This window comes from Brevundimonas sp. GW821-FHT02A10 (genome assembly GCF_059422025.1).
Map to the genome: position 1 here is coordinate 830,919 of NZ_JBWKWC010000001.1, position 22,713 is coordinate 853,631.

The window sequence follows — 22,713 nt, forward strand, 5'->3', positions numbered from 1 at the left end:
GCGCACCGGGTGGTGAAGCCGCCGCCCGGGCGCTAGACCCTCCCCACGCCTTCCGGCGCTTGTTTTTGTCCGTCAGCCGAAGGCGCGTCCTTTGGATATCTATCTGCCGATCGCCGAGGTTTCGGTGAACTGGCCGATCCTGGTTCTGCTGGGAACGGCGGTCGGATTCGTGTCCGGCCTGTTCGGCGTGGGCGGCGGCTTCCTGATGGCACCGATCCTGATCTTCCTCGGCATCCCACCGACCGTGGCCGTCGCCAGCCAGGCCAGCCACGTCGTCGCCTCCTCGACCTCGGGCGTGATCCGCTACTCGGGCCAGAAGGCGGTCGATTTCAAGCTCGGCGGCATCATGGCGGCGGGCGGGGCGATCGGCGCGGTCGCGGGCGTCGAGCTGTTCCGCTACCTGCGGCTGCTGGGTCAGGCCGACCTGGTCGTGGCCCTGTCCTACCTGCTCTTCCTCGGCGCCATCGGCACCCTGATGCTGAACGAGAGCCTGACCGAGATCATCCGTCGCCGCCGCGGCGAAACCGCCCCGCACAAGGACCGCCGCCGCCCCCTGTTCCTCTACGGCCTGCCGTTCCGGATGCGCTTCCCGAAATCGGGCCTCTACATCAGCGCCATTCCGCCGCTGGCCCTGGGGATCTTCGCCGGGATCCTGTCAGCCATCATGGGCGTCGGCGGCGGCTTCATCCTGGTGCCGGCCATGCTTTATGTCCTGCGCATGCGGGCCGGGGCCGTGGTCGGAACCAGCCTGTTCCAGATCATCATCACCACGGCCATCACCACCATCCTGCAGGCCGGACGCAACCAGACGGTCGACATCGTCCTGTCGACTCTCCTGCTGCTGGGCGGGGTGGTCGGGGCCCAGCTGGGCGCCCGGTTCGCCAGCCGGTTTCGTGCCGAGGAGCTGCGCGCCCTGCTGGGGCTGATCGTCCTGGGCGTCGGTGTCTATATGGGGCTGGAGCTGTTCGTGAAGCCGCACGACATCTTCCTGCTGGCCCCGGGGATCGCGGACCGATGATCCACGCGCCCCCGCCTCCCCCTCCTCCTGCGATTTCAGCGCCCCTGATTCCCGAAGGGCCGGCGCCCGCCCCCGCCATTCCGCCTTCCGAGCAGTCGGCCGGGACCGAGGGAGAACTGCGCGTCGCCGCCGCCCTGACCAACGCCCGGATTCGGGTCGATTCCAGCTTCCGGGGCGCCTCGATCGTTCTGTACGGCGCGGTGTTCAACCCGTCGAACAGCCCGACGGATGTGGTCGTGGTCATGCGCGGCCCGGAGACTCCGGTCCGGCTCGTCAAAAAGACCCGCAACATGGGCGTCTGGCTGAACAGCCGTCCCGTGCTGTTCGAGGGCGCGCCCGGCTTCTACATGACCGCCTCGACACGGCCGCTCAGCGACATCGCCGACTTCGGCCAGCTACGCCGGCTGGGCGTCGGCGTTGACCACCTGCGGATCGGGGCTCCGGATGAGCAGCGCACCGTGACCCGCTATGGCGTGCGCGATGTGGTGGTGTCGCGGCTGGGCGACGACTACCTCGACTGGCGCCGCGCCGTCATCCGGCTGAAGGAGGCCGCGGCGCTCTACGACACCGATCCTCAAGGGGTGAAATTCGTCGACAAGGGCCTGTTCCGCGCCGAGATCGACTTGCCCGCCGTCGCTCCAACCGGCCAGTATTACGCCGAGGTCTGGCTGTTCCGGGACGGGGAACCGCAATCGGTGTCCAACCTGACCCTGACGGTCGAGAAGGTCGGGTTCGAGCGCGACGTCTATGAATTCGCCCATCGCCGGCCGTGGCTGTACGGCGTCCTGTCAGTCCTGCTGGCGGCGGCGACGGGCTACGGCGCCTCGCGGCTGTTCCGCCGGAACTGAGGCTTCACGCCGGAAACAAGCCGATCACGGTTTGGCCGTCATCACCCCGCAGTGACGCCTTGCGGCCGTTCGCCTGGCCGCGCCGATGCCTCCGTCGGCCTGGTGGCGGAGTGGCGACGCGGCGGGCCTGCAAGCCCGAGGACCCTCCGTTCGACTCGGAGGCCAGGCCTCCATCGAACATCAGGGCGCCTTCGACAGCCGGACCAGCTTGCCGTCGGTCTCGTCGGTGATGGCCCAGACGGCGCCGTCGGGCCCGACCGCCACATCGCGAATGCGCTCGCCCAGATCGGTCAGCAGACGCTCTTCGCCGACGACGCGGTCGTTCTGCAGCACCAGCCGGGCGATGTGCTTCTCCTTCAGGCCCGCGACCAGCAGATTGCCGCGCCAGCCCGGGAACATGGCGCCCTCATAGAAGGTCGCGCCGCCGGGGGCGATGACCGGGTCCCAGTAGTAGACGGGCTGTTCCAGACCCTCGCGGGCGGTGACGCCGCCGTTGATCGCGCCGCCGGCGTACTCCGTGCCATAGGCGACGATCGGCCAGCCGTAGTTGACCCCGGCGCGGTCGTGGTTGACCTCGTCGCCGCCGCGCGTGCCGTGTTCGATGGTCCAGACCTGACCGGTGGGCGTGATCGCCACGCCCTGGACGTTGCGGTGGCCGAGACTCCAGATCTCGGGCCGGGCCCCGGCCGTGTTCACGAACGGATTGTCGGCCGGGACCGACCCGTCAGCGTTGATGCGGATCACCTTGCCCATGTGGGAGCCAAGGTCCTGGGCCTGGGGCCGCATCGGGGCGTCGGAGCGTTCGCCGAGGGTGATGAACAGCTTGCCGTCGGGGGCGAAGGCCAGGGCGCCGCCGAAATGTTTGTCGCCGTCATAGGTCGGCAGGGCGCGGAAGATGACCTGCACGTTCTCCACCTTCGTCCCGTCGTCGGACAGGCGGCCGCGCGCGACCGAGGTGGCGTTTCCGCCCTCGCGCGGTTCCGAATAGGCCCAGTAGATCAAGCGGTCTTGAGCGAAGGTTGGGCCGACGGCGACGTCGAGCAGACCGCCCTGACCGCGCGCCGCGACGGCGGGCAGGCCGGTGATCGGCTCGCCCTTCTGGCCCTCGGCGGTGATGATACGCAGCCGGCCGGGCCGTTCGGTCACCAGCCAGCGGCCGTCGGGCAGGAGGGCGAGGCCCCACGGATGCTCCAGCCCCGCCGCGACGACGGTCGAGGCCAGCTTCACATCGGTCGTGAGACCCGGGGCCCGGGTCTGGCCGGCGAAGGCGGGGGTCTGGCCCTGACCATTGGCGGGCCGGGTCTCGACCTGGGCGCCCGAGGCGGCGCCGGACGCTGTCGCATCGTTCTCGCCTCGCGCCCCGCAGGCCGCGGCAAGGACCATCAGGGAGGCGCTGGAGGCCAGGACGAGGGTGCGCATCGGGGAACCTTTCAGGCGGGGAATCAGAACTGTCGGCGGAAAAACGGAAGCCGGGCTTGACCGTTCCAGCCCGACCGGGGACTGTCGTTGCGACCGATCGTCCTCGCTTCAGGACAGGCTTTTTGCGAAGCGACTTGAACCGCCGCCCCGCCGTCTATATAGGCACGCCTCTTCCCGCGCGCGGCCGTCAGGCTCCGCCGGGCGACCGATAGCGTGGCTGGGTAGCTCAGCTGGTTAGAGCGGTGGATTCATAACCCACAGGTCGGCGGTTCGAGCCCGCCTCCAGCCACCATCGGTCCCCGCGACGAAGAGCCCCTCGCAACCGGCGTTCGTCGCCCGCGTTTCTCCAGCCAAGGTTCACCTCAGCCGGAGATTTCCGATGTCCGTTCGCATTCCCGCCGCCCTGATCGCCGTCGCCGCCCTGACCCTGGGCGCCGCCGCCTGCACGAAGTCCGAAACCACCGAAGCCAAGTCCGACGCCGCCGTCGCGGGCGACAAGGCTGAGGTCGCCGCCGCCCAGGCCGGCGACAAGGCGGGGGAAGTCGCCGCCCAGGCCGGCGAAGTGGTCGAGAGCGGCGCCATGAAGGCCGCCCAGGCCGTCGAGAAGGGCGCGGGCAAGGTCGCCGACCATCTGGAAGCCAACCAGGCTGAGGCCGCCGCCGAGGGCAAGCCCGGCGCCGTCAACCCGTCGACCGACCAGCGCGTGCCGGCTCCAGCCGGACACTAGGCTTCAGGCAGGCTCCGCCAGCACCGCGTCGATCAGGGCGCGGGCTTCGGGGCTGTTCCAGTCGGCCTCGCCGGCGAAGGTTGCCCGGATACGGCCCTGACGATCCAGCAGGATGGTCTGGGGCATCTTGCCCTTGCCGGGAAACTCGAACGGCAGCTGGAATTTCGGGTCGCTGTAGAGCGGCAGGGGTTCGTGGACGCCGATGAAACTCTTCGCATCGGCGACCGCGTCGGGCTCGACGTCGACATTGATCGGCAGGACGATGAAATCCTTGCCCTCATACGTCTTCGCAGCGGCGGCCAGGGTCGGCATCTCGGTGCGGCACGGCACGCACCACATGGCCCACAGGTTGACCAGCACCACCTTGCCCCGGAAGGCGGCGAAGCGAACGTCGGCGCCTTCGGCGGTCTTGAACACATAATCGGGCGCCAACGGAGTGGCCGCGGGCGTCTCAAGCGTGACCAGCGAACCGGTCGCGAACCGGGCGAGCGCGCTTTTCGGGGCCTCGGCGGTTGCGGAAACTTTGGCGGCGGCGTCAGGCTTGGCGTATAGGAACGCGCCGCCGCCGATCGCTCCGATCAGCAGCACCCCCAGAATTACCCCGATCGCCGTCTTCGAGCCGCTCATGACCGACGTTTCCACCCCCGAAGAAAAGACCAAAGCGGATCAAAAGCCCGCAGGTCAAGACATGTGGGGCGGCCGCTTCTCGTCCAAGCCCGCCGACATCATGCAGGCGATCAATGTCTCCATCGGCGTGGACCAGCGTCTGTGGGCCCAGGATCTGGCCGGATCGCGCGCCCATTGCCGCATGCTGATCAAACAGGGGATCATCGGCGCGGCCGACGGCGAGGCCATTCTGGGCGGGCTTGAGACCATCGAGGGCGAGATCCGCGACGGCGCCTTCCCCTTCCGCGACAGCTTCGAGGACATCCACATGAATGTGGAGGCCCGCCTCAGCGAACTGATCGGCGAGCCCTCGGGCCGTCTGCACACGGCGCGCAGCCGTAACGACCAGGTCGCCACCGACTTCCGCCTGTGGGTGCGCGACGCCTGCGACCGCACCGGCCATCAGCTGGTCGCCCTGCAGAAGGCGCTGCTGGCCCGGGCCGAACAGCATGCGGGCGACCTGATGCCCGGCTTCACCCACCTGCAAACCGCCCAGCCGGTGACCCTGGGCCATCATTTGATGGCCTATGTCGAGATGTTCGGGCGCGACGCCGGACGCTTCGCCGACGCCCGCAAGCGGATGAACGAGAACCCGCTGGGCGCCGCCGCCCTGGCCGGGTCTCCCTTCCCCATCGACCGTCATGCGACCGCGTCCGACCTCGGCTTCGACCGGCCGATGGCCAATTCGCTCGACGCCGTCTCGGACCGCGACTTCGCGCTGGAGAGCCTGGCCGCCGCCTCAATCACGGCGGGCCATCTGTCGCGGCTGGCCGAGGAGATCGTGGTGTGGATGACGCCGATGTTCGGCTTCGCCGCCCTGCCCGACGACCTGACCACCGGCTCGTCGATCATGCCGCAGAAGCGCAATCCCGACGCCGCCGAACTGGTGCGCGCCAAGACCGGGCGCATCCTTGGCTCGTTCGTCGCCCTGTCGACGGTGATGAAGGGCCTGCCTCTGGCCTATTCGAAGGACATGCAGGAGGACAAGCCGCCGGTGTTCGAGGCTTTTGACGCACTGGATCTGGCCCTGACCGCCATGACGGCCATGGTCGCGGCCCTTATTCCGAACACGGAACGTATGGCGGCGGCGGCCGGCGCAGGGTTCTCCACCGCCACAGATCTGGCCGACTGGCTGGTGCGCGAACTGAACCTGCCTTTCCGCAAGGCGCACCATGTGACCGGCGCGGCGGTGAAGAAAGCCGAGAGCCTCGGTGTGGGTCTGGCGCAACTGCCCCTGTCGGAATTGCAGGCGCTTGAACCCGGGGTGACCGAGGCCATTTACAAGGTGCTCTCTCCCGAGGCCTCCTGCGCCAGCCGCCAGAGCTTCGGAGGCACCGCCCCCGAGCAGGTCCGCGCTCGCATCGCCGATTGGAAGTCGCGTCTATGAAAAAGCTGATTGTTCTCGGCGCTCTCGCCGTGATGGCCGCCTCGGCCGCCGCCTGCGGCCGCATGGCTGATCTGGAAGCCCCTGCGCCTCGCGCGACCGAGCGCGCGCAGCGTGACGCCTGGGCGCCCCATCTGCCCGATCCCGCCACGGTCAACCGGCCGTCCAGCCAGGTGCCGATCGACGGCGGCCCCTCCAATCCCCTCGGCGCCCCCGCCGCGGGACGTGATCCCCAATAGAGACGCCTTGCACCATTTCGATCTGAAGGACGGCGCCCTGCAAGCCGAGGGCGTGTCTCTGGAAACCCTGGCCGAGACGGTCGGGACGCCCGCCTATGTCTATTCCACCGCCACCCTGACGCGGCACTACGGCGTGCTGCGCGAGGCGGCGGACGCCCATCGTGAAGCCCTGGGCGACGCCCTGATCGCCTATGCGGTCAAGGCCAACTCCAACCTGTCGGTGCTGGCGACCCTGGCGCGGCTGGGCTGCGGGGCGGACACCGTGTCCGAAGGCGAGATCCGCCGCGCGCTCAAGGCAGGCGTGCCGGCCGGCAAAATCATCTTCTCCGGCGTCGGCAAGACCGACGGCGAACTGGCCTTCGCCATCGAGGCGGGCGTGCGTCAGATCAATGTCGAGAGCCCGGCGGAGCTGGACCGTCTCATTCCCATCGCCGAACGTCTGGGCAAGGTTCCGGAGATCGCTATTCGGGTGAATCCCAAGATCGGCGCCGGCGGTCACGCCAAGATCACCACCGGCGGCGAAGGCGACAAGTTCGGCATTCCGGCGGACGAGGCGATGGCCCTCTATATTCGCGCCGCCGCCAGCCCGCACGTGACGCCCGTGGGTCTGGCCTGCCACATCGGCAGCCAGATCACTGACCTGACGCCGCTCGAAGCCGCCTTCCGCCTGCTGCGGTCGATGACCGAGGAACTGCGCGCCAGCGGTCAGACCGTGACCCGCCTCGACCTCGGCGGCGGACTGGGCGTGCCCTATGTCGGCGGCGCCCCGACGGCCTCCCCCGCCGACTATGTGGCCATGGCCGCCCGGGTATTGGACGGGCTTGATGTAGAGGCGGCGTTCGAGCCGGGCCGGTTGCTCGCCGCCAATGCCGGCGTGCTGCTGAGCCGGGTGATCCAGATCACCGAACGGGCCGACGGCCGCCGTTTCCTGGTGCTGGACGCGGCCATGAACGACCTGATCCGCCCGGCGATGTACGACAGCTTCCACGAGATCAAGGCGGTGCGACCGCGCGAGGCCGGCGGCCACAATGCACCGACCGCCTACGACGTGGTTGGACCCATCTGCGAGACCGGCGACACCTTCGCCCGGGGTCGCGACCTGCCGCCGCTGCAGGCCGGCGATCTGGTCGTCTTCACCGGCGCGGGGGCTTACGGCGCGGTGATGTCGAGCGAATACAACACCCGGCCTCTGGTCCCCGAGGTGCTGGTCGACGGCGACCGCTGGGCCGTCATCCGCCCACGCCCGACCTATGAGGAGATGCTGGCCCGCGAACCGATGGCGGACTGGCTTTAGGCCACTAATCCAGCGCGCAGATGTCCGGCAGGCCGCGCATGGCGCCGGCGTTGTCGAGGCCGTAGCCGACGAGGAAGCGGTTGGGGGCCTGCCAGCCGAAGAAGTCGGGCTCGGGCGCGCGCGGCAAGGGGAAAGGCTTGCGGGCGAAGACGCAGGTCAGGACCTCCGTAGCGCCCTTCTCCTTGGCGATCCGCACAGCCTCGGCCAGCGACAGACCGGTATCGAAGACGTCATCGAGGATCAGGACCTTGCGGCCCTCCAGCGAGCGCTGGAACGGGGCGTGGATGTCGATCCGGCCCCGGCTCGATTTCTCGTCACCGTAGGAGGCCAGCCACAGGGCGTCGAAACGAACATGACGGCCGACCCGCGACAGCGCTCGCGTCAGGTCGGCGGCGAACCACAACCCGCCGGTCAGAAGGACGGCGGCGACAGTGTCGTCGTCGATGACGGGCGCGATCCGTTCGGCGAGTTCAGCCACGATCCGGGCGATCTCGGCCTCGGACAGCAGGACTTCGGGCGTGGAAGACGTCGGGGAGGAGGAGTCAGCCATGATGCGAAGCGGATACCGCCTCGCCATGCCCACTGTCGATAGGGTGGGCGTCGACGGGCGCCAGGGCCGGGGCCCGGATTTCGTGGTCGATGGCCGGACGCAGACCGCTCTCGGCCGCATGACCGGTCAGGGGGCCGGAGCTGTGGCCCGCCGGAGCAGGGGCCGCCCCATGATCGGAGCCGTTTTCGTCGCCGTGCCCGGCCTGAGGCGCGGCATGGTCGTCGCCGTGAGCGGGCGCTTCATGAGCGGGCGCGTCGTGGGCGTCCTCGGCGGCGTGTTCGGCCTTGGCCTTCGGCGTGGCGACGAAATCGACGCCGATGCCGGAAATCTTGGCACCCGGATCGGGGATGACGGCGGCGAAACCCTGGACCCCGCCCGGCAGGACCGGAGCGGCGTCGATGGTGATGACGTGGAAGCCGATTTCGGCGCCGTGGGCGTCCAGCAGGGCGATGCGGACAGGCGGGCTGACGATTTCATGGTCGCGGATGTTCCGCACCGAGCCCGAAACGATCACCTTGCCGGGATCATAGGGGGCGACCTTGATGGCCATGGCCTCGAAATTCAGGCCAGTGGCGTTCACCGGCGAACCGACGGCGGCATAGGCGGCGGCGGCGCGCGGATAGAGGTCGACGACCTCGACGCGGAACAGCCAGGCGGCGCCGAGAATGGCCACGAAGACACTGGCCAGACCGGCCCAGACGGCGCCGTGGGTGGCGGCGCGGCGGACGCGGCGCTGTTCCTCGGCGCGGGCGCGGAAAGCCTTGGGCAGTTCGGGAGCGGGGGTCTCGGCGAGACTGTCGGGACCGTCCTCACGCTTGCCGAAGCCGCCGGCCGAAGCGCCGACCATGCCGTTGGCGACCATCTCGACCAGGGCGGCCTCGGGCGGGGCGGTCAGTTCGAGCGGTTCGTCGGCCAGGGAGGCGTGCCAGACGTGGGCGCAGGTCTTGCAACGGACCTTGCGGCCATTGGGGCCGATCGCCTCGTCAGGCGTGAAATAGCTGGTGGCGCAGGACGGACAGGTCAGTATCATGCGGTCTGACTGCGGGGCGTGATCCGCCCCCTCCTGTCGAGGCGCGCGCGCCCCGGTCCCAAAGAAAATCGATGCCTGCTCCGCCCCGCCGCGCCGCCGCTGCTGAATCCGCGCCCGAAACCGTCCGCCTGACCGGCGTGGGGTTCGGCTATGCCGATTCGCCCGACGTGCTTCGGGACGTTAACCTCATTCTGCCGCGTGGCTCTTTCCACTTCCTTACCGGCCCGTCCGGCGCGGGAAAGTCGTCGCTGCTGCGGCTTTTGACACTGGCCGAGCGCCCCACCGAGGGCCGGATCGCCCTGTTCGGACAGGACGTCACCGACCTGCCCCGGTCGGCGGCCCCGCCCCTGCGGCGGCGGATGGGAGTGGTGTTCCAGGACTTCCGCCTGCTGGACCATCTGGACCTGTTCGAGAACGCGGCCCTGCCGCTGCGGCTGGCTGGACGCAAGCGCGCCGAATACGCCCCCGACGTCGAGGAGATGCTGCGCTGGGTCGGGTTGGGCGGACGCATGGACGCCAGACCGCCATCCCTGTCGGGCGGCGAGAAGCAGAGGCTGGCCATCGCCCGGGCGGTGATGACCAAGCCCGAGCTGATCATCGCCGACGAGCCGACCGGCAGCGTCGACAAGGCTATGGCCGACAAGCTGCTGAATCTGTTCCAGACCCTGAACAAGCTGGGCGCCACGGTGCTGATCGCCAGCCATGACGAGGCTCTGGCCGAACAGTCGGGCGCGCGGCGGCTCCGGCTGGATCGCGGCAGGCTGACGGGAGGCGTCGGATGAAGTCGCCCTTCTCCGGAAAATCCCCGGGCCTGTTGCCCCGCGACGCCGCGGGCGAGACCTGGCTGGCGGCGGTGATCGCCGTCCTGTGCTTCATCGCCTGTCTGGCGTGCGTCGGCGCGGTCGCGGCCGACCGGGCCGCCCACGGCTGGGCGCGTCAGCTGCGCGCCGAGGCGACGGTGCAGGTGCGTCCACGTGTCGGGGAGACGGGTCTGGCCGCCGCCGGACGGGCCGCCGAGACCCTGTCCAGCGTGCCCGGCGTGTCCGAGGCCGCTGTCATGGACCGCAAGGAAGCCGAGGACCTGTTGCGCCCCTGGCTGGGCGAGGCGGTCCTGCCCGACCTGCCCCTGCCCTTCCTCGTCACCGTGCGGCTGGACCCGAAGGCGCCCGCCAGCACCGTGGTTCTGAGCCGCGCCCTGGCCGAGGCCGGGCTGGACGCCAGTGTCGACGACCATTCCCTTTGGCGCGGCGAGGTCGAGCGATCCGCGGCCCTGATCACCGCCCTGAGCCTGGCCGGCTTCCTGCTGATCGCCTGCGCCGCGGCGTCCGCCATCGTCTATGCGACCCGGGCCGGACTTCAGGCCCAGCGCGCGGTCATCGACACCCTGAGCCTGTCCGGGGCCACCGAGGGCTATATCGCCGGCCTGTTCCAGACCCGGTTCGGCCTTCTGGCCGCGGGGGCGGGCGCCAGCGGGGCAGTCGCGGCGGCGCTGCTGATCGCGGCCCTGAGAGCCCTCGGCGGCCCCGGTGGATTGACGACCGCCCTGCCGCTGGCGTGGAGCGACATCCTGCTGCTCTCGCCATGTCCGCTGCTGGCGGGTACGGTGGCGCTTGTCGCGGCCAGAATCGCGGCTCAGACCACCCTGGCGCGGGCCGCGCCGGATCCGGGGACGCTTGGCGGACGCCGTTCGCGACGATAGGAGGTTCAGATGAAGTTTCTGACGCTTATCGGCACGATCGCGCTGCTGTGGCTGGTCGGGTTGTTCGTGTTCGCCGACCGGGTGCGCGGACTGACCCCGGCGGCCGAGCCCGAGCGCGCCGACGCCATTGTCGCCCTGACCGGCCCCTCGGCCGAGCGGGTCAATGCGGCCATCCGCCTGCTGGAGCATGACAAGGGCGACCGGCTGCTGATTTCCGGGGTCAATCCGTCGGTCCGCCGCCAGGAGCTGCGCGCCCTGACGCCCGGCTCGGACAAGCTGTTCAACTGCTGCGTCGATCTGGGCTTCGACGCCGAGAACACCGTGGGCAACGCCCAGGAAATCGGCGCCTGGGCCAGGTCTCATGAGTACAAACGGCTGATCGTGGTGACCTCGGACTACCACATGCCGCGCTCCCTGCTGGAGATCCACAGCGTGGCGCCGGACATCAAGCTGGTTCCCTATGCGGTCGAGACCCCGTCGCTGGACAATTCCCGCTGGTGGAAGGCGGCCGTCACCGCGCGGCGCATGACGCTGGAATATATGAAATACCTCGCCGTTCTGGGCCGCGAGGGCCTGCACCGGCTGACCGGCAAACATCCCGAACGGGACCCGGTCTTCCCGGATGCGACCGCCTCGGCTCCGGACCGCGTTACGGAGACGGCTGGTTGATTACCCTGCGTTCGTTGCTGTTCACCCTGTGGACCTATCTGTCGATGGCGGTGTTCGCGGTCGGTCTGTCGCCGGCCCTGCTGATGCCCGTCCCCGTGGCGATGAAGGTGGTGAAGGCCTGGGCCAGGACCGTGCTGTTCGGCCTGCGCCATATCGCCGGGGTCCGGGTCGAGGTGCGGGGGCTGGAATACCGGCCGAAAGGCGCGGCGCTGGTCGCGTCCAAGCATCAGGGCATGCTGGACATCGTCGCCCTGCTGGCCATCCTGCCCGAGCCCTGTTTCGTGCTGAAGAAGGAGCTGATGCCCCTGCCCTTCTTCGGCTGGTTCGCCTGGAAGACGAAGATGATCGCCGTCGACCGCGCCGGTCACGCGACGGCCCTGCGCGACATGACGCGTCAGGCCAAGGCCCGGCTGGCTGAAGGCCGCCAGATCATCATCTTCCCCGAAGGCACTCGCACCCCTCCCGGCCAGCCCGGCCAGTACAAGCCCGGCGTCGCGGCCATCTATCGCGATCTGGAGGCCAGCTGCGCCTTGGTGGCGACCAACTCGGGCGAGCACTGGCCGGCCCACGGCTTCCGGCGCATCCCGGGCAAGGTGGTGTTCGAATTCCTGCCGCCCGCCCCGGCCGGTCTGAAGCGCGCGGCCTTCATGGCCATGGTGGAAGGCCGCATCGAACCGGCATCCCAGGCCCTGCTCGAACGGCTGCGCTGATTAGCTCAAGCCGCCGGTGACCGCGTCGCCGGCGTTAGCGCCCTTCTAGGAAGCCGCGAACTCGCTGAGCGCGTCGATGACGGCGCGGTTCTGGTCTTCGGTGCCGACGGTGATGCGGAGCGCATTGGGCAGGCCGTAGCCGCCGACCGGGCGGACGATGATGCCCTTGGCGTTCAGCCAGTCGTTGGCGGCGGCGGCGGTGTGTTTGCCGTCGTTGAACAGCACCAGCACGAAGTTCCCGGCCGAAGGCAGGACGTCGAAGCCGAAGCCGCGGATCGACTGGGTCAGGCGCGGGCGCCAGGTCTGGACCAGATCGCGCGAGGCCTGCTGGTGCGCCTCGTCACCGAGGGCGGCTTCGGCGGCGGCGAGACCGGCGACCGAGACGTTGAACGGCAGGCGGATGCGGTCGACCGCCTGTTCCACCGCCAGCGGGGCATAGCCGAAGCCGATGCGCAGGCCGCCGAGGCCGTGGATCTTGGAGAAGGTGCGGGTGACGACGACGTTGGGCGCGTCCTTGGCCAGCGGCAGGGCCGTCTCCCAGTCGCTCTCGGTGACGAACTCGGCATAGGCCTCGTCGATGACCAGAAGGACGTTCTCGGGCAGGGCGGCGTGCAGGCGGCGGATTTCCTCGCCCGTATTGTAGCTGCCGGTCGGGTTGGACGGGTTGGAGACGTAGACGATCTTCGTCCGCTCATCGACCTGTTCCAACAGGGCGTCGATCTCGGCCTTGTAGCCCGGCTCCGGAGCCTGTTTGACGACGGCCTCGCAGGCCTTGGCGCTGATCTGATAGGCGAGGAAGCCGTACTGGCCGCAGACGATATTGTCCCCGGCGGTCAGATAGGTCTGGTTCAGCAAGGCGAAGACCTCGTCCGAGCCATTGCCGAAGATCAGCCGCTCGGGCTCCAGACCGTGGTGTTCGGCGACGGCGGCGCGCAGCTTGGTGGCGCGGCCGTCGGGATAGATGTGGATGTTCTTGAGCGCCGCGACATAGGCCTCGCGCGCCTTCTCGCCGGCGCCGAGGGCGTTCTCGTTGGACGACAGCTTCATCGGCTCGGCGACGCCGGCAATGGCCGACTTGCCGCCGACATAGGGGGCGATGTCGAGGATGCCGGGCTTCGGAGCGGGGCCGGTGTCAGTCATGCGAGCAATCTCAGAATACGGGTGCGGCGCCGATCACGCCCTTGAGGGAGCCGGGCGCATCGATCAGCCGCCCGTCCTCGGGCTGCACATAGCCCGCCAGCATGAACAGCTTCAAGCCGCCCGCCGAAACAAGGCCTTGGGCGAGAAAGCCGGAGGCGGCCAGGGCGTCGGCGATCTTCGCGTCCGGTTCGCGGCTGTCGGTGATCCAGAAGGTGCGGTCCTCGCCGGTCGGGCCCGAGGTCTCGTTGGAGATCAGGACCGCTCGCGGGCGGCCGTGACGGTCATCAGGCAGGGCGGCGACGATGCGCAGGTCGGGCCGGGCCAGAAGCTTGCCCCACCAGGGACGCGGACCATCCAGATCGATCAGGGCCCGGGCGCCGCGTCCGGCCTCGACCAAAGCCGCCTCCGCGTCGGCGGAGCTACGCACCGGCAGGCCAAAGCGGTCGGCGGCCAGCAGATGGGCGGTCGGACCGGCGGCGAAGAGGACAGGCCCGGTGTCGGCGGCGATCCGGCCCCAGACCGCCTTGATCAGGGCCGCCTGGTCGACGGTGTCGGCATGGTCCAGCAGGCCGCGCAGGGCCAGCGCCTCGGCGTCGGGGCCAGAGCGACTTCCCGCTTCGAGCCGCATCTTCAGGGCCTCGGCAAGGGCGGCGTCGAGGGCGGCCGTCTCCCCGTCCATCTCCGGCTCGATCAGCATCGCGCTATCAGAACAGCTTCGGCGCCGGGGCCAGGGCGAAGGGGCCGAGGAAGGTGCGGCCGTTCTTGAACACCAGGGTCAGGTCGATGTTGTCGCCCGCCCCGCCCGCGACGGCGGTGGCGGCCGCGGCCCCCATGGCCCCGGCCTGATTGACCGCGCCGGAGTTGGAGCGTGCCAGACCGGCGATGGCCGGCAGCGGCTTCTCGGCCTTGAGCGCCAGCTGGCCCTGCAGACGACCGTCGGGCTGGGCCGAGAGCAGGTCGCTGGACAGGACGGCGCGGCTGTCGCCAGCCTGCAACTCGCCGCGCACCCGGGTGAAGCGGCCGCCGCCCCGGGTCCAGGCGCCGAAGATCCCGGCGGCGTCCGCGCCGGTCAGTTGGTCGGCGTGTTCGATGACGGTCTCGATCTGGGCGCTGAGCTTGCCATTGCGGGTCATGCCCTCGACCGGGCCGTGCGGACGCCCCTCGGCCTCGACGAGGCGGAACAGCATGTCGACGCTGGTCTCCACGCCGGGCGTGCCCGCCGGGGCCAGATGCGGCCGCAGGTAGAGCTGGATCAGCTTCGCGCGCGAAATCGGGAAGGGTTCCGCGCCCGGCAGGACCGTGAACTCAGGCTTCGCCAGCTCAATGGCGACATTGGGCCAACGCTGGGTCAGGCCGTGGACGCTCATGCGGATCGCCTCGCCGCGCACGGCGACCTTGCCCTTGCCCGCCCGGGTGACGGTCAGGCCGTCCGGCGCGATCAGCACCCATTTGTCGGGGTTCCAGGCCGTGGCCTGGGCCACCAGCTGCGGCCCGGCGATTCCGTGGCCGGAAGGGGCGTCGAAGGAGACATGATCGGCCTGGGCCCGCAGCCGGAACGGCCAGCCGCTCATGCTCAGCTTGGTATAGGTCACCTGCCAGCCGGCGGCTCGCATGCCGTCGACCTGGGCCTCCAGCCGGGTCTTCACCTGATCGGCGAGATAGAACCACCAGACGCTCCAGCCCGCCACCACGATCAGCAGCAGGACGAAGGGGCCGAACAGACCGGCGCGGCTATGCTTCTTGGGGGCGTCTTCGCTCATGAGGTCCTGTTACAGCAGCCGGGACGTGAAATGAACGCGGCGGCCGAACATTCCCTATCGCGCGTCAGACCGCCGGGCTGGGCGCCGTCGACCGCTGAAACTTGCCGACCAGCCGCAAGCCTTCGGCGATGCTGACGTGACTGTAGCGCGGCTGACTGGCGAGCCAGTCCAGACCAACCACTTTCGCCGCGGCGTCGTCGACCGCGTCGATATGGGTGGATTTCGGCGGGACGTTGCCGCCGTCGTGCAGATGGAGCGAATAGGCGGGCATGTGTCGTTAACGCCGCTCGATGGCGGATCGTTTCATCCGACAGCGTCGCCAGCCCGCCCGACGGACCGCCCTTGCCAGCAAAGCTTGCGCCTGCCACCGGGGATTGCGCCGACGATCCGGCGCCGATTCGAGCGAGGGGCGACATGGCGGACGAAGGTAACGGGGCGCCGGACGCCGCCGCCGAACTCTGGAACCTGTGGCGCCGGCTGAAGCGGAACTTCCCCGCCTGGAGCCTGCTGCCGTCCGGCCTCTACACCCCCGGCGCCTGGGGCTATATCGGCGTGGATTTCATCAGCGGCTTCCGGCGCAATAAATCGACACAGCAGACCTTCGACCTGCTGGACGGCGTCGATGACAAGACGTTCGACGCCCTCTACGCCCTGGTAAGCCTGAACGGCCGGCGCCAGGACCAGATGCTGAAGGCGGTGGTCATCGGCTATCTGACCCTGCCCCTGTCGATCATCGCCATCATCGCGGACATCGAGGGCGACAGCGTCTCGGCCTTCATCCGCGAGCACTCAACGACGGTCTATCAGATCATCGCCATGGTGACGCTCGGGCCGCTGACCTTCCTGATGAGCCAGTGGCGGTCGCGCCAGATGATCGGGGTTCTCGACCTGATCCGCATCGAGCGTGGGCGGGTGGTGGCGGGCTCGCCGGCCAACGGCGAGGGCTAGCCGCTTCACCGCTGTCAGCGTCGGGACGGCGCTTGATCCGCGGCGACGGCGACCGGCCGGACAGCGCGGTTCAGGGCGGCGAGAACGTCCGCCGTATGGGTCTCGATCGCGTGGTTGCCGGCCACGGGTATGGCGATGAAGGTTTTCGAGGGCGCACGCAGTCCGTCGAGCCAAGCCTGGGCCATGGGCGTCGGGGCTGTGTCGTTGTCCTCGCCCTGGATCACGAAGACCGGGACCGCCAGATCCGGACCGAGAGTGCTGAAATCGAAATGCTCGCCCCAGTCGCGGCCCAGCCTTTGCTCGGCGAGTGCGGCGGCGCGCTGGGAGGCAGCAAGGTCTTCCATGGTCCAGTGAGGCGCGCCCAGCGCCTGTCGCATCGGATTGACGGGGTTGGGGGGCCTGTATTTCGCCCCGGCCCGGACAAAAGCGGCGACCCGCGCCGGGTCCCGGGGCTCCCGCCAGGGATCGGGACCGCTGACCCGCAGGTCCGCGAGCGCCGCCTCGTCTCCGGCCGCCGTCGCCAGCCGCAGCAGGCGGTCGTAGCCAAAACGCTCCCGCTCGGCCCGGTTGCTGACGATCTGTCCCACCCCGACATAGGCCGAAAAGGCGGCGGGCCGGGCCATCGCCATCTTCACCCCGAGGGTCGAGCCGAAATTCACGCCCAGCAGCACGATCCGGGACTTGCCGAGCCGCTGCCGGAGATAGTCGGTCAGCTCCAGACCATCCTGCACCAGTTGATCCAGCGTCAGGTCGGGATCCTGAACCCCGCCGGCCTCGACAAAGCTCTTGCCCATGCCGCGCGGATCCCACTGGACCACTGTGAAGTCCCGCTCCCATGGCAGGAAGGTGCGGACATAGGGGCTCAGGATCGCGCCCGGCCCGTCGACCTGCGTTCCGCCCACGATCAACAGAACCGGATTGGTCCGGTCCATGCCCCGGATCGTCACCCATTGCCGAACGCCGCCGATCGTCACGAATTCTTCCTCGTCGATCCCCCCTGGGGTCGCGATGACGAACTCATCCTGCCCCGACGGCGCGACCTCCTGGCCGAAGGCAATGGCCGTTTCAGGAAGCACGCTGACAAGCGCGGCGAGCAGGGTGAGCGAGGCCAGGGCCGGAAGCCGGGTCATGATCGATCCGTTAGATTACATATGTAATCTACATAGATTACGAACGTAGACCATGAGTCAAGCGCGGTGTTTGCCGGGACGGATCGACGCACCGGAACGCCCCGAGGAACGCCCTGGTCGCGCCGCCCGTTTCCTCAGCGGTTCATCGCGGGAGACCGATATGGAAGCGCAGACACTGCACCGGGGCCGACTGATCGACCATCTGCAGCTGGTGGTGAAGGACCTGACCGCGAGCCGGAGGTTCTACGGCGCCGTGCTGGAGGTCCTCGACGTATCCATCGGCGGCGAGGCCGAGAGCTATTTCTGGGCCGACGAGTTGTTCGTCTCCTCGGCCGACAGCCCGGCGGCGACCGGCAAGCTGACCGGCCGGCATCATCTGGCGTTTCAGGCGAAGGACCGGGCGGCGGTCGAGGCCTTTTACAAGGCCGGGCTCGCGGCGGGCGGTACCGACAACGGCGCGCCGGGCGAGCGGCCCTATCATCCCGGCTATTACGCCGCCTTCCTGCTCGATCCCGACGGCAACAATATCGAAGCTGTGTTCCACGGCGCGGCGGACCGGTCGGCGGACAGTATCGAGATCAATTTCGAGGCCTAGGCTTCGGGACTTTCGCCCAGAAACCCCTTCGTCAGCTCCACCGCCTCGACCAGCCCCATACGCATGACTTCCGCGCCCGGCGGCAGGCTGGCGAACAGGCGGGTGGGGGTGGCGGCGTCGAGCATGACGAAGACGCCCTTGTCGTCGGCGCGGCGGATCAGGCGACCGAAGGCCTGGGCGATGCGGGCGCGGGCGAGGCTGTCGTCATAGCCGCGACCGGCGGCGCTCTCGCCCCCGAACTTCAGGCGGCGCGCCTTGTGCAGCAGGTCGGGACGCGGCCAGGGGACGCGGTCGAAGGCCAGCAGGCGCAGCGACCGACCCGGCACATCCACCCCGTCGCGCACGGCGTCGGTGCCCAGAAGGCAGCTGTCCTGCTCGGCGCGGAAGATATCAACCAGGGCGCCGACCTCCAGCGGATCGACGTGCTGGGCGTAGAGGGGGTAGCCGGCCTTGGCCAGATCCGGGCCGAGCCGCTCATAGACCGCCTTCAGACGGCGGATGGCGGTGAACAGGCCCAGCGATCCGCCGCCCGCCGCGAGGAACAACTCGCGCATCGCCGCCGCTGTCTGGCGCGGATCGTCCTTGGCCACGTCGGTGACGACGATGACCCGACTGTTGGCCTCATAGTCGAAGGGGCTTTCGACCTTGAGGGTGCGCGGCGGCTCGATCAGCCGGGCCGAACCCGTGCGCATCCGGGCCATGTCGAAGGCGTCACCGCCCGCCGCCGCCGCGATGGGATCGCTGAGCGTCGCGCTGGTCACCAGCACGCCGTGGCTCGGCAGGATGACGGCGGCCTCCAGCGGCACGGTGGGGTCGATCCAGTGGCGGCGCAGGGCCACGTCGTGGATGCGGCCGAAGGCGGTCTCGACCGACAGCCAGTCGACGAAATCGGGGTCCGGTTCGTCACCGCCGTCCTGCAGGGCCGCCAGCATGGAGCGCCAGCCGGGCAGGGTCATGCGGGCGCGGCGGTCCAGACCCCGCAGCGCGCCCTCGATCCGCGCACGCGCCGAGGGTTCGAGCTCGGCCGATTCCTCGTCGAGGATGTCTTCCAGATGCCGGGCGAGGGCCAGCAACGGCGCCTCGAGCGCGGCGATGGCCTGGGCCGCGCCGCGCGCGGTCTCCAGCAAGGGTTCGGTCGCGGGGCGGACGGCGCATTCCGTCCCGAACTCCGATAACGCCGAAGACGCGGCCTCAGACGTCCGCGCGCGGATTTGCTCCAGCGCCGCCATCAGGAACTGTTCGATCGGCCCCACCGGATTGACCTCGCCCGACGGTGGCGCGATGCGACCCGAGATGCCTTCGCCCGGGAAGGCCGCGGCGGCGCGGATGGCGTCCTGCAAGGCCTTCTGTGCGCCCGTGTCGTCGCCGACCAGATCGCCGAGCCGTTGCTCCAGACCCCGCCCGCGCCGCCCGCGACCTTCGGGACCTCTGATCCAGCGGCGCAGTTCGGCGGCTTCCTGACCCGACAGGCAGGCGGAGAAGGCGCTGTCGGCGGCGTCGAACAGGTGATGGCCCTCGTCGAAGACGATGCGTTTGAGCGCCGCCGTCTCGCCGTCCTGTTTCAGGCCCCGCGCCGACCGGGCCCCGTCGAAGGCGGCCTGGGTCATGACGAGCGCATGGTTGGCGACCACGAGGTCGGCCTTGCGGCTGGCGCGAATGGTCTTTTCGACGAAACAGGTGCGGTAGTGGGGACAGGCCGCGTGGACACATTCGCCGCGCCGGTCGACGAGGTTGGCGGCTGACGCCTGATTGCTCTGGGGCGTGGCGAACAGGCCGGGCAGCCAGCCGGGGAAGTCGCCGCCGGTCATGTCGCCGTCGCGGGTGTGCAGCGCCCAGCGGCTGGTCAGGGCCAGACCGATCAGATCGCCGTTGCCCAGCTGGGCCGCCTGGACCATGTCCTGAAGATTGAGCAGGCAGAGGTAGTTCTCGCGGCCCTTGCGGACCACGGTCTTGCGCTTGCGCTCGACGGGATCCGGCCAGAGGCTGGCGCTTTCGCGGTCGATCTGGCGCTGCAGGGCGCGGGTATAGGTCGAGACCCAGGCGGCGCCCTGGTTACGCTCGGCCCAGACCGAGGCCGGGGCGAGATAGCCGAGGGTCTTGCCGGTGCCGGTCCCCGCCTCGGCCAGAAGCACGCGCGGCCGGCCCTCCTCATTCCTCGGCGAAAAGGCGTAGGCGGCCTCGGCGGCATAGTCGGACTGGGTCGGACGGGTCTCGTCCAGACCCGAGGCCTGAAGCAATTTGGCCAGCCGGATGCGGGCGCTCTCGCTATCGACCGGAGACGAGCCGGCCTCGCCGCGGGGGGCCTCGTCTTCCCACTCCGGCAGGCGAGACCAGGCATCGAGGCCCGAGCCGCGATAGCGACGATCGCGCATGGGAGCGTGCTGCAAGGCGCCCACCACCCGCCAGGCCCAGCCCCAGGCGCCGGACGGAGCCTTGCCCAGCGTCTCGACCAAAGTGAAGGCGTCCTCGCGCCCCGGGTAGGCCGGGTCAGCCAGTTCGCGCAGCAGGGCGCCGGCGGCGTGACGCAGGGCCTCCGCCTGGGCCTCCGCCCCCTTGGGCTCGGGCAGGCCGAGCGCCAGGGCCAGGCCGCTGGGCGACGGGGCGCAGAACCGTGCGGGCCGGACGAAGGCGTAGAGCTCCAGCACATCGAGGATGTCGGGCGAGCGCGGCGGTGGGGCCAGACCCAGACGCCGCGCGGTCAGGCTGGCGTGGGCGACCATGACCGGGGCGGTGGTGAAGGCCCCCTCGGCGGCCCCGCGTCCGATCTTTCGCGCGCCCTCGTCGTCACAGATCGCCCCCGCGCCCGGCGGCACGGCGAGCGCCGGCGGCAAGGCCAGCCAGGCCTCGGCGCCGGTCACGGACGGATGGGTGATGACGGATTCGCCTGACACCGCCTCTAGATAGCGATTCCGGCCCGGAAACGGAACGGGAACACGCACATGCGAACACGCATGCCCTTTCCTCGCCGCGCCTCGCTGCTATGACGGATCGAAATGGCCGCTCCCGAAACTCCCGCCGAAACCTTCAAGCGCGCTCTGGCCCATGCGGCCCGGGCTCTCGCCGAGCAGTCGGAACTGGAGGTCGTGTTCGGCTCGGACGGGCCCAAACTGTCGAACGGCGTCCTGACCCTGCCGCATCCGCCGCGCGATCCGTCGGGACCCGACAGCGCCACGGTCCGGGGCCAGGCCGACCGGCTGGCCCTGAGGCTGGCCAATCACGACGAGGCGGTGAACGCGAAACTGCGTCCGTCCGACAGCCAGGCCGCCGAGGTCTTCGACGCTGTCGAACAGGCGCGGGTCGAATCCGTGGGATCGAACGCCCTCGCCGGGGTGCGGGCCAATATGAACGCGGCCCTGCTGACGCGGCTGGAGCGGATGGGCGCCCTGCGCGCCGAGGCCGAGCGCGTCCCCATGGCCGAGGCCGTGGCCCTCTTGGTGCGCGAACGGATCACCGGCCAACGCAGCCCCGACGGCGCCGGCGCCATGCTGGATCTGGTTCGGCCCAATCTGGAGGCCAAGGCCGGCGCCCAGTTCGACAAACTGGCCGAGGTCGCTGACGATCAGGCCGCCTTCGGCAAGGCGCTGAAGGATGTGCTGCGGGCGCTGGAGCTGGACCCCGGCGACGGCCGTGGCGACGAAGCGTCGGAGGATCAGGGCGACGAGGAGCCCGATCCGCAGGACCCGGACGCCAACGACGATCAGGACGAGGAAGAGGACGACGGCGGCGGCGAAGGCGGCCAGTCGATGGACGGCTCCTCCGACGACCAGAGCGCCGAGGAAGAGCGCGACAGCCGCCCGGACGGCGCTCCTGCCGAGATGGACGGCGACGCCACCGAAGACGGCCCCGAATTGTCCGAGGGCGACCTGCCCAACCGTCAGCAGACCGCCGACGACGGCAAGGCCATCGAGACCTACAAGGTCTTCACGACCCAGTTCGACGAGACGGTGGACGCCGCCGACCTGTGCGATCCGAACGAGCTGGAGCGTCTGCGGTCGTTGCTCGACCAGCAGCTGACCACCCTGTCCTCCATCGTGGCGCGGCTGGCCAACAAGCTGCAGCGCCGCCTGATGGCCCAGCAGAACCGCACCTGGACCTTTGACCTTGAAGAGGGGGTGCTGGACACTGCCCGCCTGACCCGGGTGATCACCGATCCGACCAGCCCGCTCAGCTTCAAGGCCGAGAGCGAGAGCCCGTTCCGGGACACGGTCGTGACCCTGCTGCTCGATAATTCGGGCTCGATGCGCGGACGGCCGATCATGGTAGCGGCGGTCTGCGCCGACGTCCTGGCGCGGACGCTGGAGCGGTGCGGCGTCAAGGTCGAGATCCTGGGCTTCACCACCCGGGCCTGGAAGGGCGGCCAGTCGCGCGAGGCCTGGATCACCGCCGGAAAGCCCGCCATGCCCGGCCGGCTGAACGATCTGCGCCACATCATCTACAAGGCGGCCGACGCGCCCTGGCGCCGGGCCAAGAAGAACCTTGGCCTGATGATGCGCGAGGGGCTGCTCAAGGAAAACATCGACGGCGAGGCCCTGACCTGGGCCCACGACCGGCTGCGCAACCGCACCGAGGCGCGCCAGATCCTGATGGTCATCTCCGACGGCTCGCCGGTTGACGACTCGACCCAGTCGGCCAACGCCGCCCTCTATCTGGACAAGCATCTGCGTCAGGTGATCGAGCGGATAGAGACACAATCGCCCGTCGAGCTGATCGCCATCGGCATCGGCCATGACGTGACCCGCTGGTACCGCCGCGCCGTGACTATCGTCGATGTCGAACAGCTGGGCGGCGTCATGATCGAGAAGCTGGCCGAGTTGTTCGAGACCGAGCCCAAGGCGACGACGCGCAAGACAGGCGCTGGCCGGAATCCTGCACGACGGGCGGCATGAA

23 protein-coding genes and 2 tRNA genes are annotated in these 22,713 nt (G+C 69.5%); 15 read left to right on the top strand and 10 right to left on the bottom strand.

Annotation, left to right across the window (positions count from 1 at the left end; translation table 11 throughout):
• The first annotated feature begins 91 nt into the window (after nucleotides 1-91).
• The 3 genes from AC07U0_RS03745 to AC07U0_RS03755 all read left to right on the top strand — a co-directional run bounded on the left by AC07U0_RS03745 (nucleotide 92) and on the right by AC07U0_RS03755 (nucleotide 2,039).
• Entirely contained in the window at nucleotides 92-1,018 is a 927-nt protein-coding gene (locus AC07U0_RS03745; RefSeq protein ID WP_494718678.1) for a sulfite exporter TauE/SafE family protein, read from the top strand.
• Nucleotides 1,015-1,866, top strand: coding sequence for a TIGR02186 family protein (locus AC07U0_RS03750; RefSeq protein WP_494718679.1), 852 nt, complete (start codon nucleotides 1,015-1,017; stop codon nucleotides 1,864-1,866). Before AC07U0_RS03745 ends, AC07U0_RS03750 begins: the two co-directional genes overlap by 4 nt.
• A gap of 96 nt (nucleotides 1,867-1,962) precedes the next feature.
• Nucleotides 1,963-2,039 (top strand) — tRNA-Ala (locus AC07U0_RS03755).
• Nucleotides 2,040-2,046: 7 nt separating this feature from the next.
• Here AC07U0_RS03755 and AC07U0_RS03760 read toward each other — a convergent pair.
• On the bottom strand, nucleotides 2,047-3,285 hold the full coding sequence (locus AC07U0_RS03760) for a PQQ-dependent sugar dehydrogenase (protein WP_494718680.1): 1,239 nt from the start codon (nucleotides 3,283-3,285) through the stop codon (nucleotides 2,047-2,049).
• Between the two features lie 215 nt (nucleotides 3,286-3,500).
• On the opposite strand from AC07U0_RS03760, the gene AC07U0_RS03765 reads away from it, so the two are divergent.
• Nucleotides 3,501-3,577: transfer RNA gene (locus tag AC07U0_RS03765), tRNA-Met, on the top strand.
• Between the two features lie 87 nt (nucleotides 3,578-3,664).
• Complete coding sequence (locus AC07U0_RS03770; protein WP_494718681.1) at nucleotides 3,665-4,012, top strand: hypothetical protein; 348 nt, start codon at nucleotides 3,665-3,667, stop codon at nucleotides 4,010-4,012.
• A 3-nt stretch (nucleotides 4,013-4,015) separates the two neighbouring features.
• Here AC07U0_RS03770 and AC07U0_RS03775 read toward each other — a convergent pair whose 3' ends face one another.
• The gene (locus AC07U0_RS03775) at nucleotides 4,016-4,639 is read right to left on the bottom strand and encodes a TlpA family protein disulfide reductase (RefSeq protein WP_494718682.1); all 624 of its coding nucleotides are present in this window, start codon (nucleotides 4,637-4,639) and stop codon (nucleotides 4,016-4,018) included.
• On the opposite strand from AC07U0_RS03775, the gene argH reads away from it, so the two are divergent.
• From argH to lysA, 3 genes are read left to right on the top strand one after another with little or no spacing between them, the layout of a single operon-like run.
• The gene (argH, locus tag AC07U0_RS03780) at nucleotides 4,638-6,065 is read left to right on the top strand and encodes an argininosuccinate lyase (protein ID WP_494718683.1); all 1,428 of its coding nucleotides are present in this window, start codon (nucleotides 4,638-4,640) and stop codon (nucleotides 6,063-6,065) included. The two genes, AC07U0_RS03775 and argH, sit on opposite strands and share 2 nt — an antisense overlap.
• Nucleotides 6,062-6,301: a hypothetical protein gene (locus tag AC07U0_RS03785; RefSeq protein ID WP_494718684.1), complete on the top strand. Its 240-nt coding sequence runs from the start codon at nucleotides 6,062-6,064 to the stop codon at nucleotides 6,299-6,301. Before argH ends, AC07U0_RS03785 begins: the two co-directional genes overlap by 4 nt.
• 7 nt (nucleotides 6,302-6,308) lie before the next feature.
• Nucleotides 6,309-7,595, top strand: a complete 1,287-nt coding sequence (lysA, locus tag AC07U0_RS03790; RefSeq protein ID WP_494718685.1) for a diaminopimelate decarboxylase — start codon at nucleotides 6,309-6,311, stop codon at nucleotides 7,593-7,595.
• Nucleotides 7,596-7,599: 4 nt separating this feature from the next.
• On the opposite strand, the gene AC07U0_RS03795 is transcribed toward lysA, so the two are convergent.
• On the bottom strand, nucleotides 7,600-8,145 hold the full coding sequence (locus tag AC07U0_RS03795; RefSeq protein WP_494718686.1) for a phosphoribosyltransferase: 546 nt from the start codon (nucleotides 8,143-8,145) through the stop codon (nucleotides 7,600-7,602).
• Nucleotides 8,138-9,175, bottom strand: coding sequence for an MJ0042-type zinc finger domain-containing protein (locus AC07U0_RS03800; protein WP_494718687.1), 1,038 nt, complete (start codon nucleotides 9,173-9,175; stop codon nucleotides 8,138-8,140). Before AC07U0_RS03800 ends, AC07U0_RS03795 begins: the two co-directional genes overlap by 8 nt.
• Before the next feature lie 71 nt (nucleotides 9,176-9,246).
• Here AC07U0_RS03800 and AC07U0_RS03805 point away from each other — a divergent pair, with 71 nt between their 5' ends.
• The 4 genes from AC07U0_RS03805 to AC07U0_RS03820 are packed head-to-tail and all read left to right on the top strand — an operon-like array spanning nucleotide 9,247 to nucleotide 12,253.
• Nucleotides 9,247-9,957 carry a cell division ATP-binding protein FtsE gene (locus AC07U0_RS03805; protein ID WP_494718688.1) on the top strand — a complete coding sequence of 237 codons (711 nt, stop codon included), beginning with the start codon at nucleotides 9,247-9,249 and terminating at the stop codon, nucleotides 9,955-9,957.
• Nucleotides 9,954-10,874: a cell division protein FtsX gene (locus AC07U0_RS03810; RefSeq protein ID WP_494718689.1), complete on the top strand. Its 921-nt coding sequence runs from the start codon at nucleotides 9,954-9,956 to the stop codon at nucleotides 10,872-10,874. Before AC07U0_RS03805 ends, AC07U0_RS03810 begins: the two co-directional genes overlap by 4 nt.
• A gap of 9 nt (nucleotides 10,875-10,883) precedes the next feature.
• Entirely contained in the window at nucleotides 10,884-11,543 is a 660-nt protein-coding gene (locus AC07U0_RS03815) for a YdcF family protein (protein ID WP_494718690.1), read from the top strand.
• Nucleotides 11,540-12,253, top strand: coding sequence for a lysophospholipid acyltransferase family protein (locus AC07U0_RS03820; RefSeq protein ID WP_494718691.1), 714 nt, complete (start codon nucleotides 11,540-11,542; stop codon nucleotides 12,251-12,253). The genes AC07U0_RS03815 and AC07U0_RS03820 overlap by 4 nt, the downstream gene beginning before the upstream one ends.
• A 45-nt stretch (nucleotides 12,254-12,298) precedes the next feature.
• Here AC07U0_RS03820 and hisC read toward each other — a convergent pair whose 3' ends face one another.
• The 4 genes from hisC to AC07U0_RS03840 all read right to left on the bottom strand — a co-directional run bounded on the left by hisC (nucleotide 12,299) and on the right by AC07U0_RS03840 (nucleotide 15,424).
• Nucleotides 12,299-13,393 (bottom strand): histidinol-phosphate transaminase, encoded by a 1,095-nt coding sequence (gene hisC / locus AC07U0_RS03825; RefSeq protein WP_494718692.1) that lies wholly within the window; start codon nucleotides 13,391-13,393, stop codon nucleotides 12,299-12,301.
• Nucleotides 13,394-13,403: 10 nt separating this feature from the next.
• Nucleotides 13,404-14,090, bottom strand: coding sequence for a hypothetical protein (locus AC07U0_RS03830; protein WP_494718693.1), 687 nt, complete (start codon nucleotides 14,088-14,090; stop codon nucleotides 13,404-13,406).
• Nucleotides 14,091-14,097: 7 nt separating this feature from the next.
• On the bottom strand, nucleotides 14,098-15,153 hold the full coding sequence (locus AC07U0_RS03835; protein ID WP_494718694.1) for a DUF2125 domain-containing protein: 1,056 nt from the start codon (nucleotides 15,151-15,153) through the stop codon (nucleotides 14,098-14,100).
• 64 nt (nucleotides 15,154-15,217) lie between these two features.
• Entirely contained in the window at nucleotides 15,218-15,424 is a 207-nt protein-coding gene (locus tag AC07U0_RS03840; RefSeq protein WP_494718695.1) for a hypothetical protein, read from the bottom strand.
• A 143-nt stretch (nucleotides 15,425-15,567) separates the two neighbouring features.
• Between AC07U0_RS03840 and AC07U0_RS03845 the strand changes: the two genes are divergently transcribed.
• A complete protein-coding gene (locus AC07U0_RS03845) occupies nucleotides 15,568-16,101 on the top strand; it encodes a hypothetical protein (protein WP_494718696.1) in 534 nt (177 codons plus the stop codon).
• A gap of 14 nt (nucleotides 16,102-16,115) precedes the next feature.
• Here AC07U0_RS03845 and AC07U0_RS03850 read toward each other — a convergent pair whose 3' ends face one another.
• On the bottom strand, nucleotides 16,116-17,231 hold the full coding sequence (locus tag AC07U0_RS03850) for an alpha/beta fold hydrolase (RefSeq protein WP_494718697.1): 1,116 nt from the start codon (nucleotides 17,229-17,231) through the stop codon (nucleotides 16,116-16,118).
• 160 nt (nucleotides 17,232-17,391) lie between these two features.
• Here AC07U0_RS03850 and AC07U0_RS03855 point away from each other — a divergent pair, with 160 nt between their 5' ends.
• Nucleotides 17,392-17,826: a VOC family protein gene (locus AC07U0_RS03855; RefSeq protein WP_494718698.1), complete on the top strand. Its 435-nt coding sequence runs from the start codon at nucleotides 17,392-17,394 to the stop codon at nucleotides 17,824-17,826.
• Here AC07U0_RS03855 and AC07U0_RS03860 read toward each other — a convergent pair.
• Nucleotides 17,823-20,717, bottom strand: coding sequence for an ATP-dependent DNA helicase (locus AC07U0_RS03860; protein ID WP_494718699.1), 2,895 nt, complete (start codon nucleotides 20,715-20,717; stop codon nucleotides 17,823-17,825). The two genes, AC07U0_RS03855 and AC07U0_RS03860, sit on opposite strands and share 4 nt — an antisense overlap.
• 102 nt (nucleotides 20,718-20,819) lie before the next feature.
• On the opposite strand from AC07U0_RS03860, the gene cobT reads away from it, so the two are divergent.
• The gene (cobT, locus tag AC07U0_RS03865) at nucleotides 20,820-22,712 is read left to right on the top strand and encodes a cobaltochelatase subunit CobT (protein ID WP_494718700.1); all 1,893 of its coding nucleotides are present in this window, start codon (nucleotides 20,820-20,822) and stop codon (nucleotides 22,710-22,712) included.
• Nucleotide 22,713: the final 1 nt, after the last annotated feature.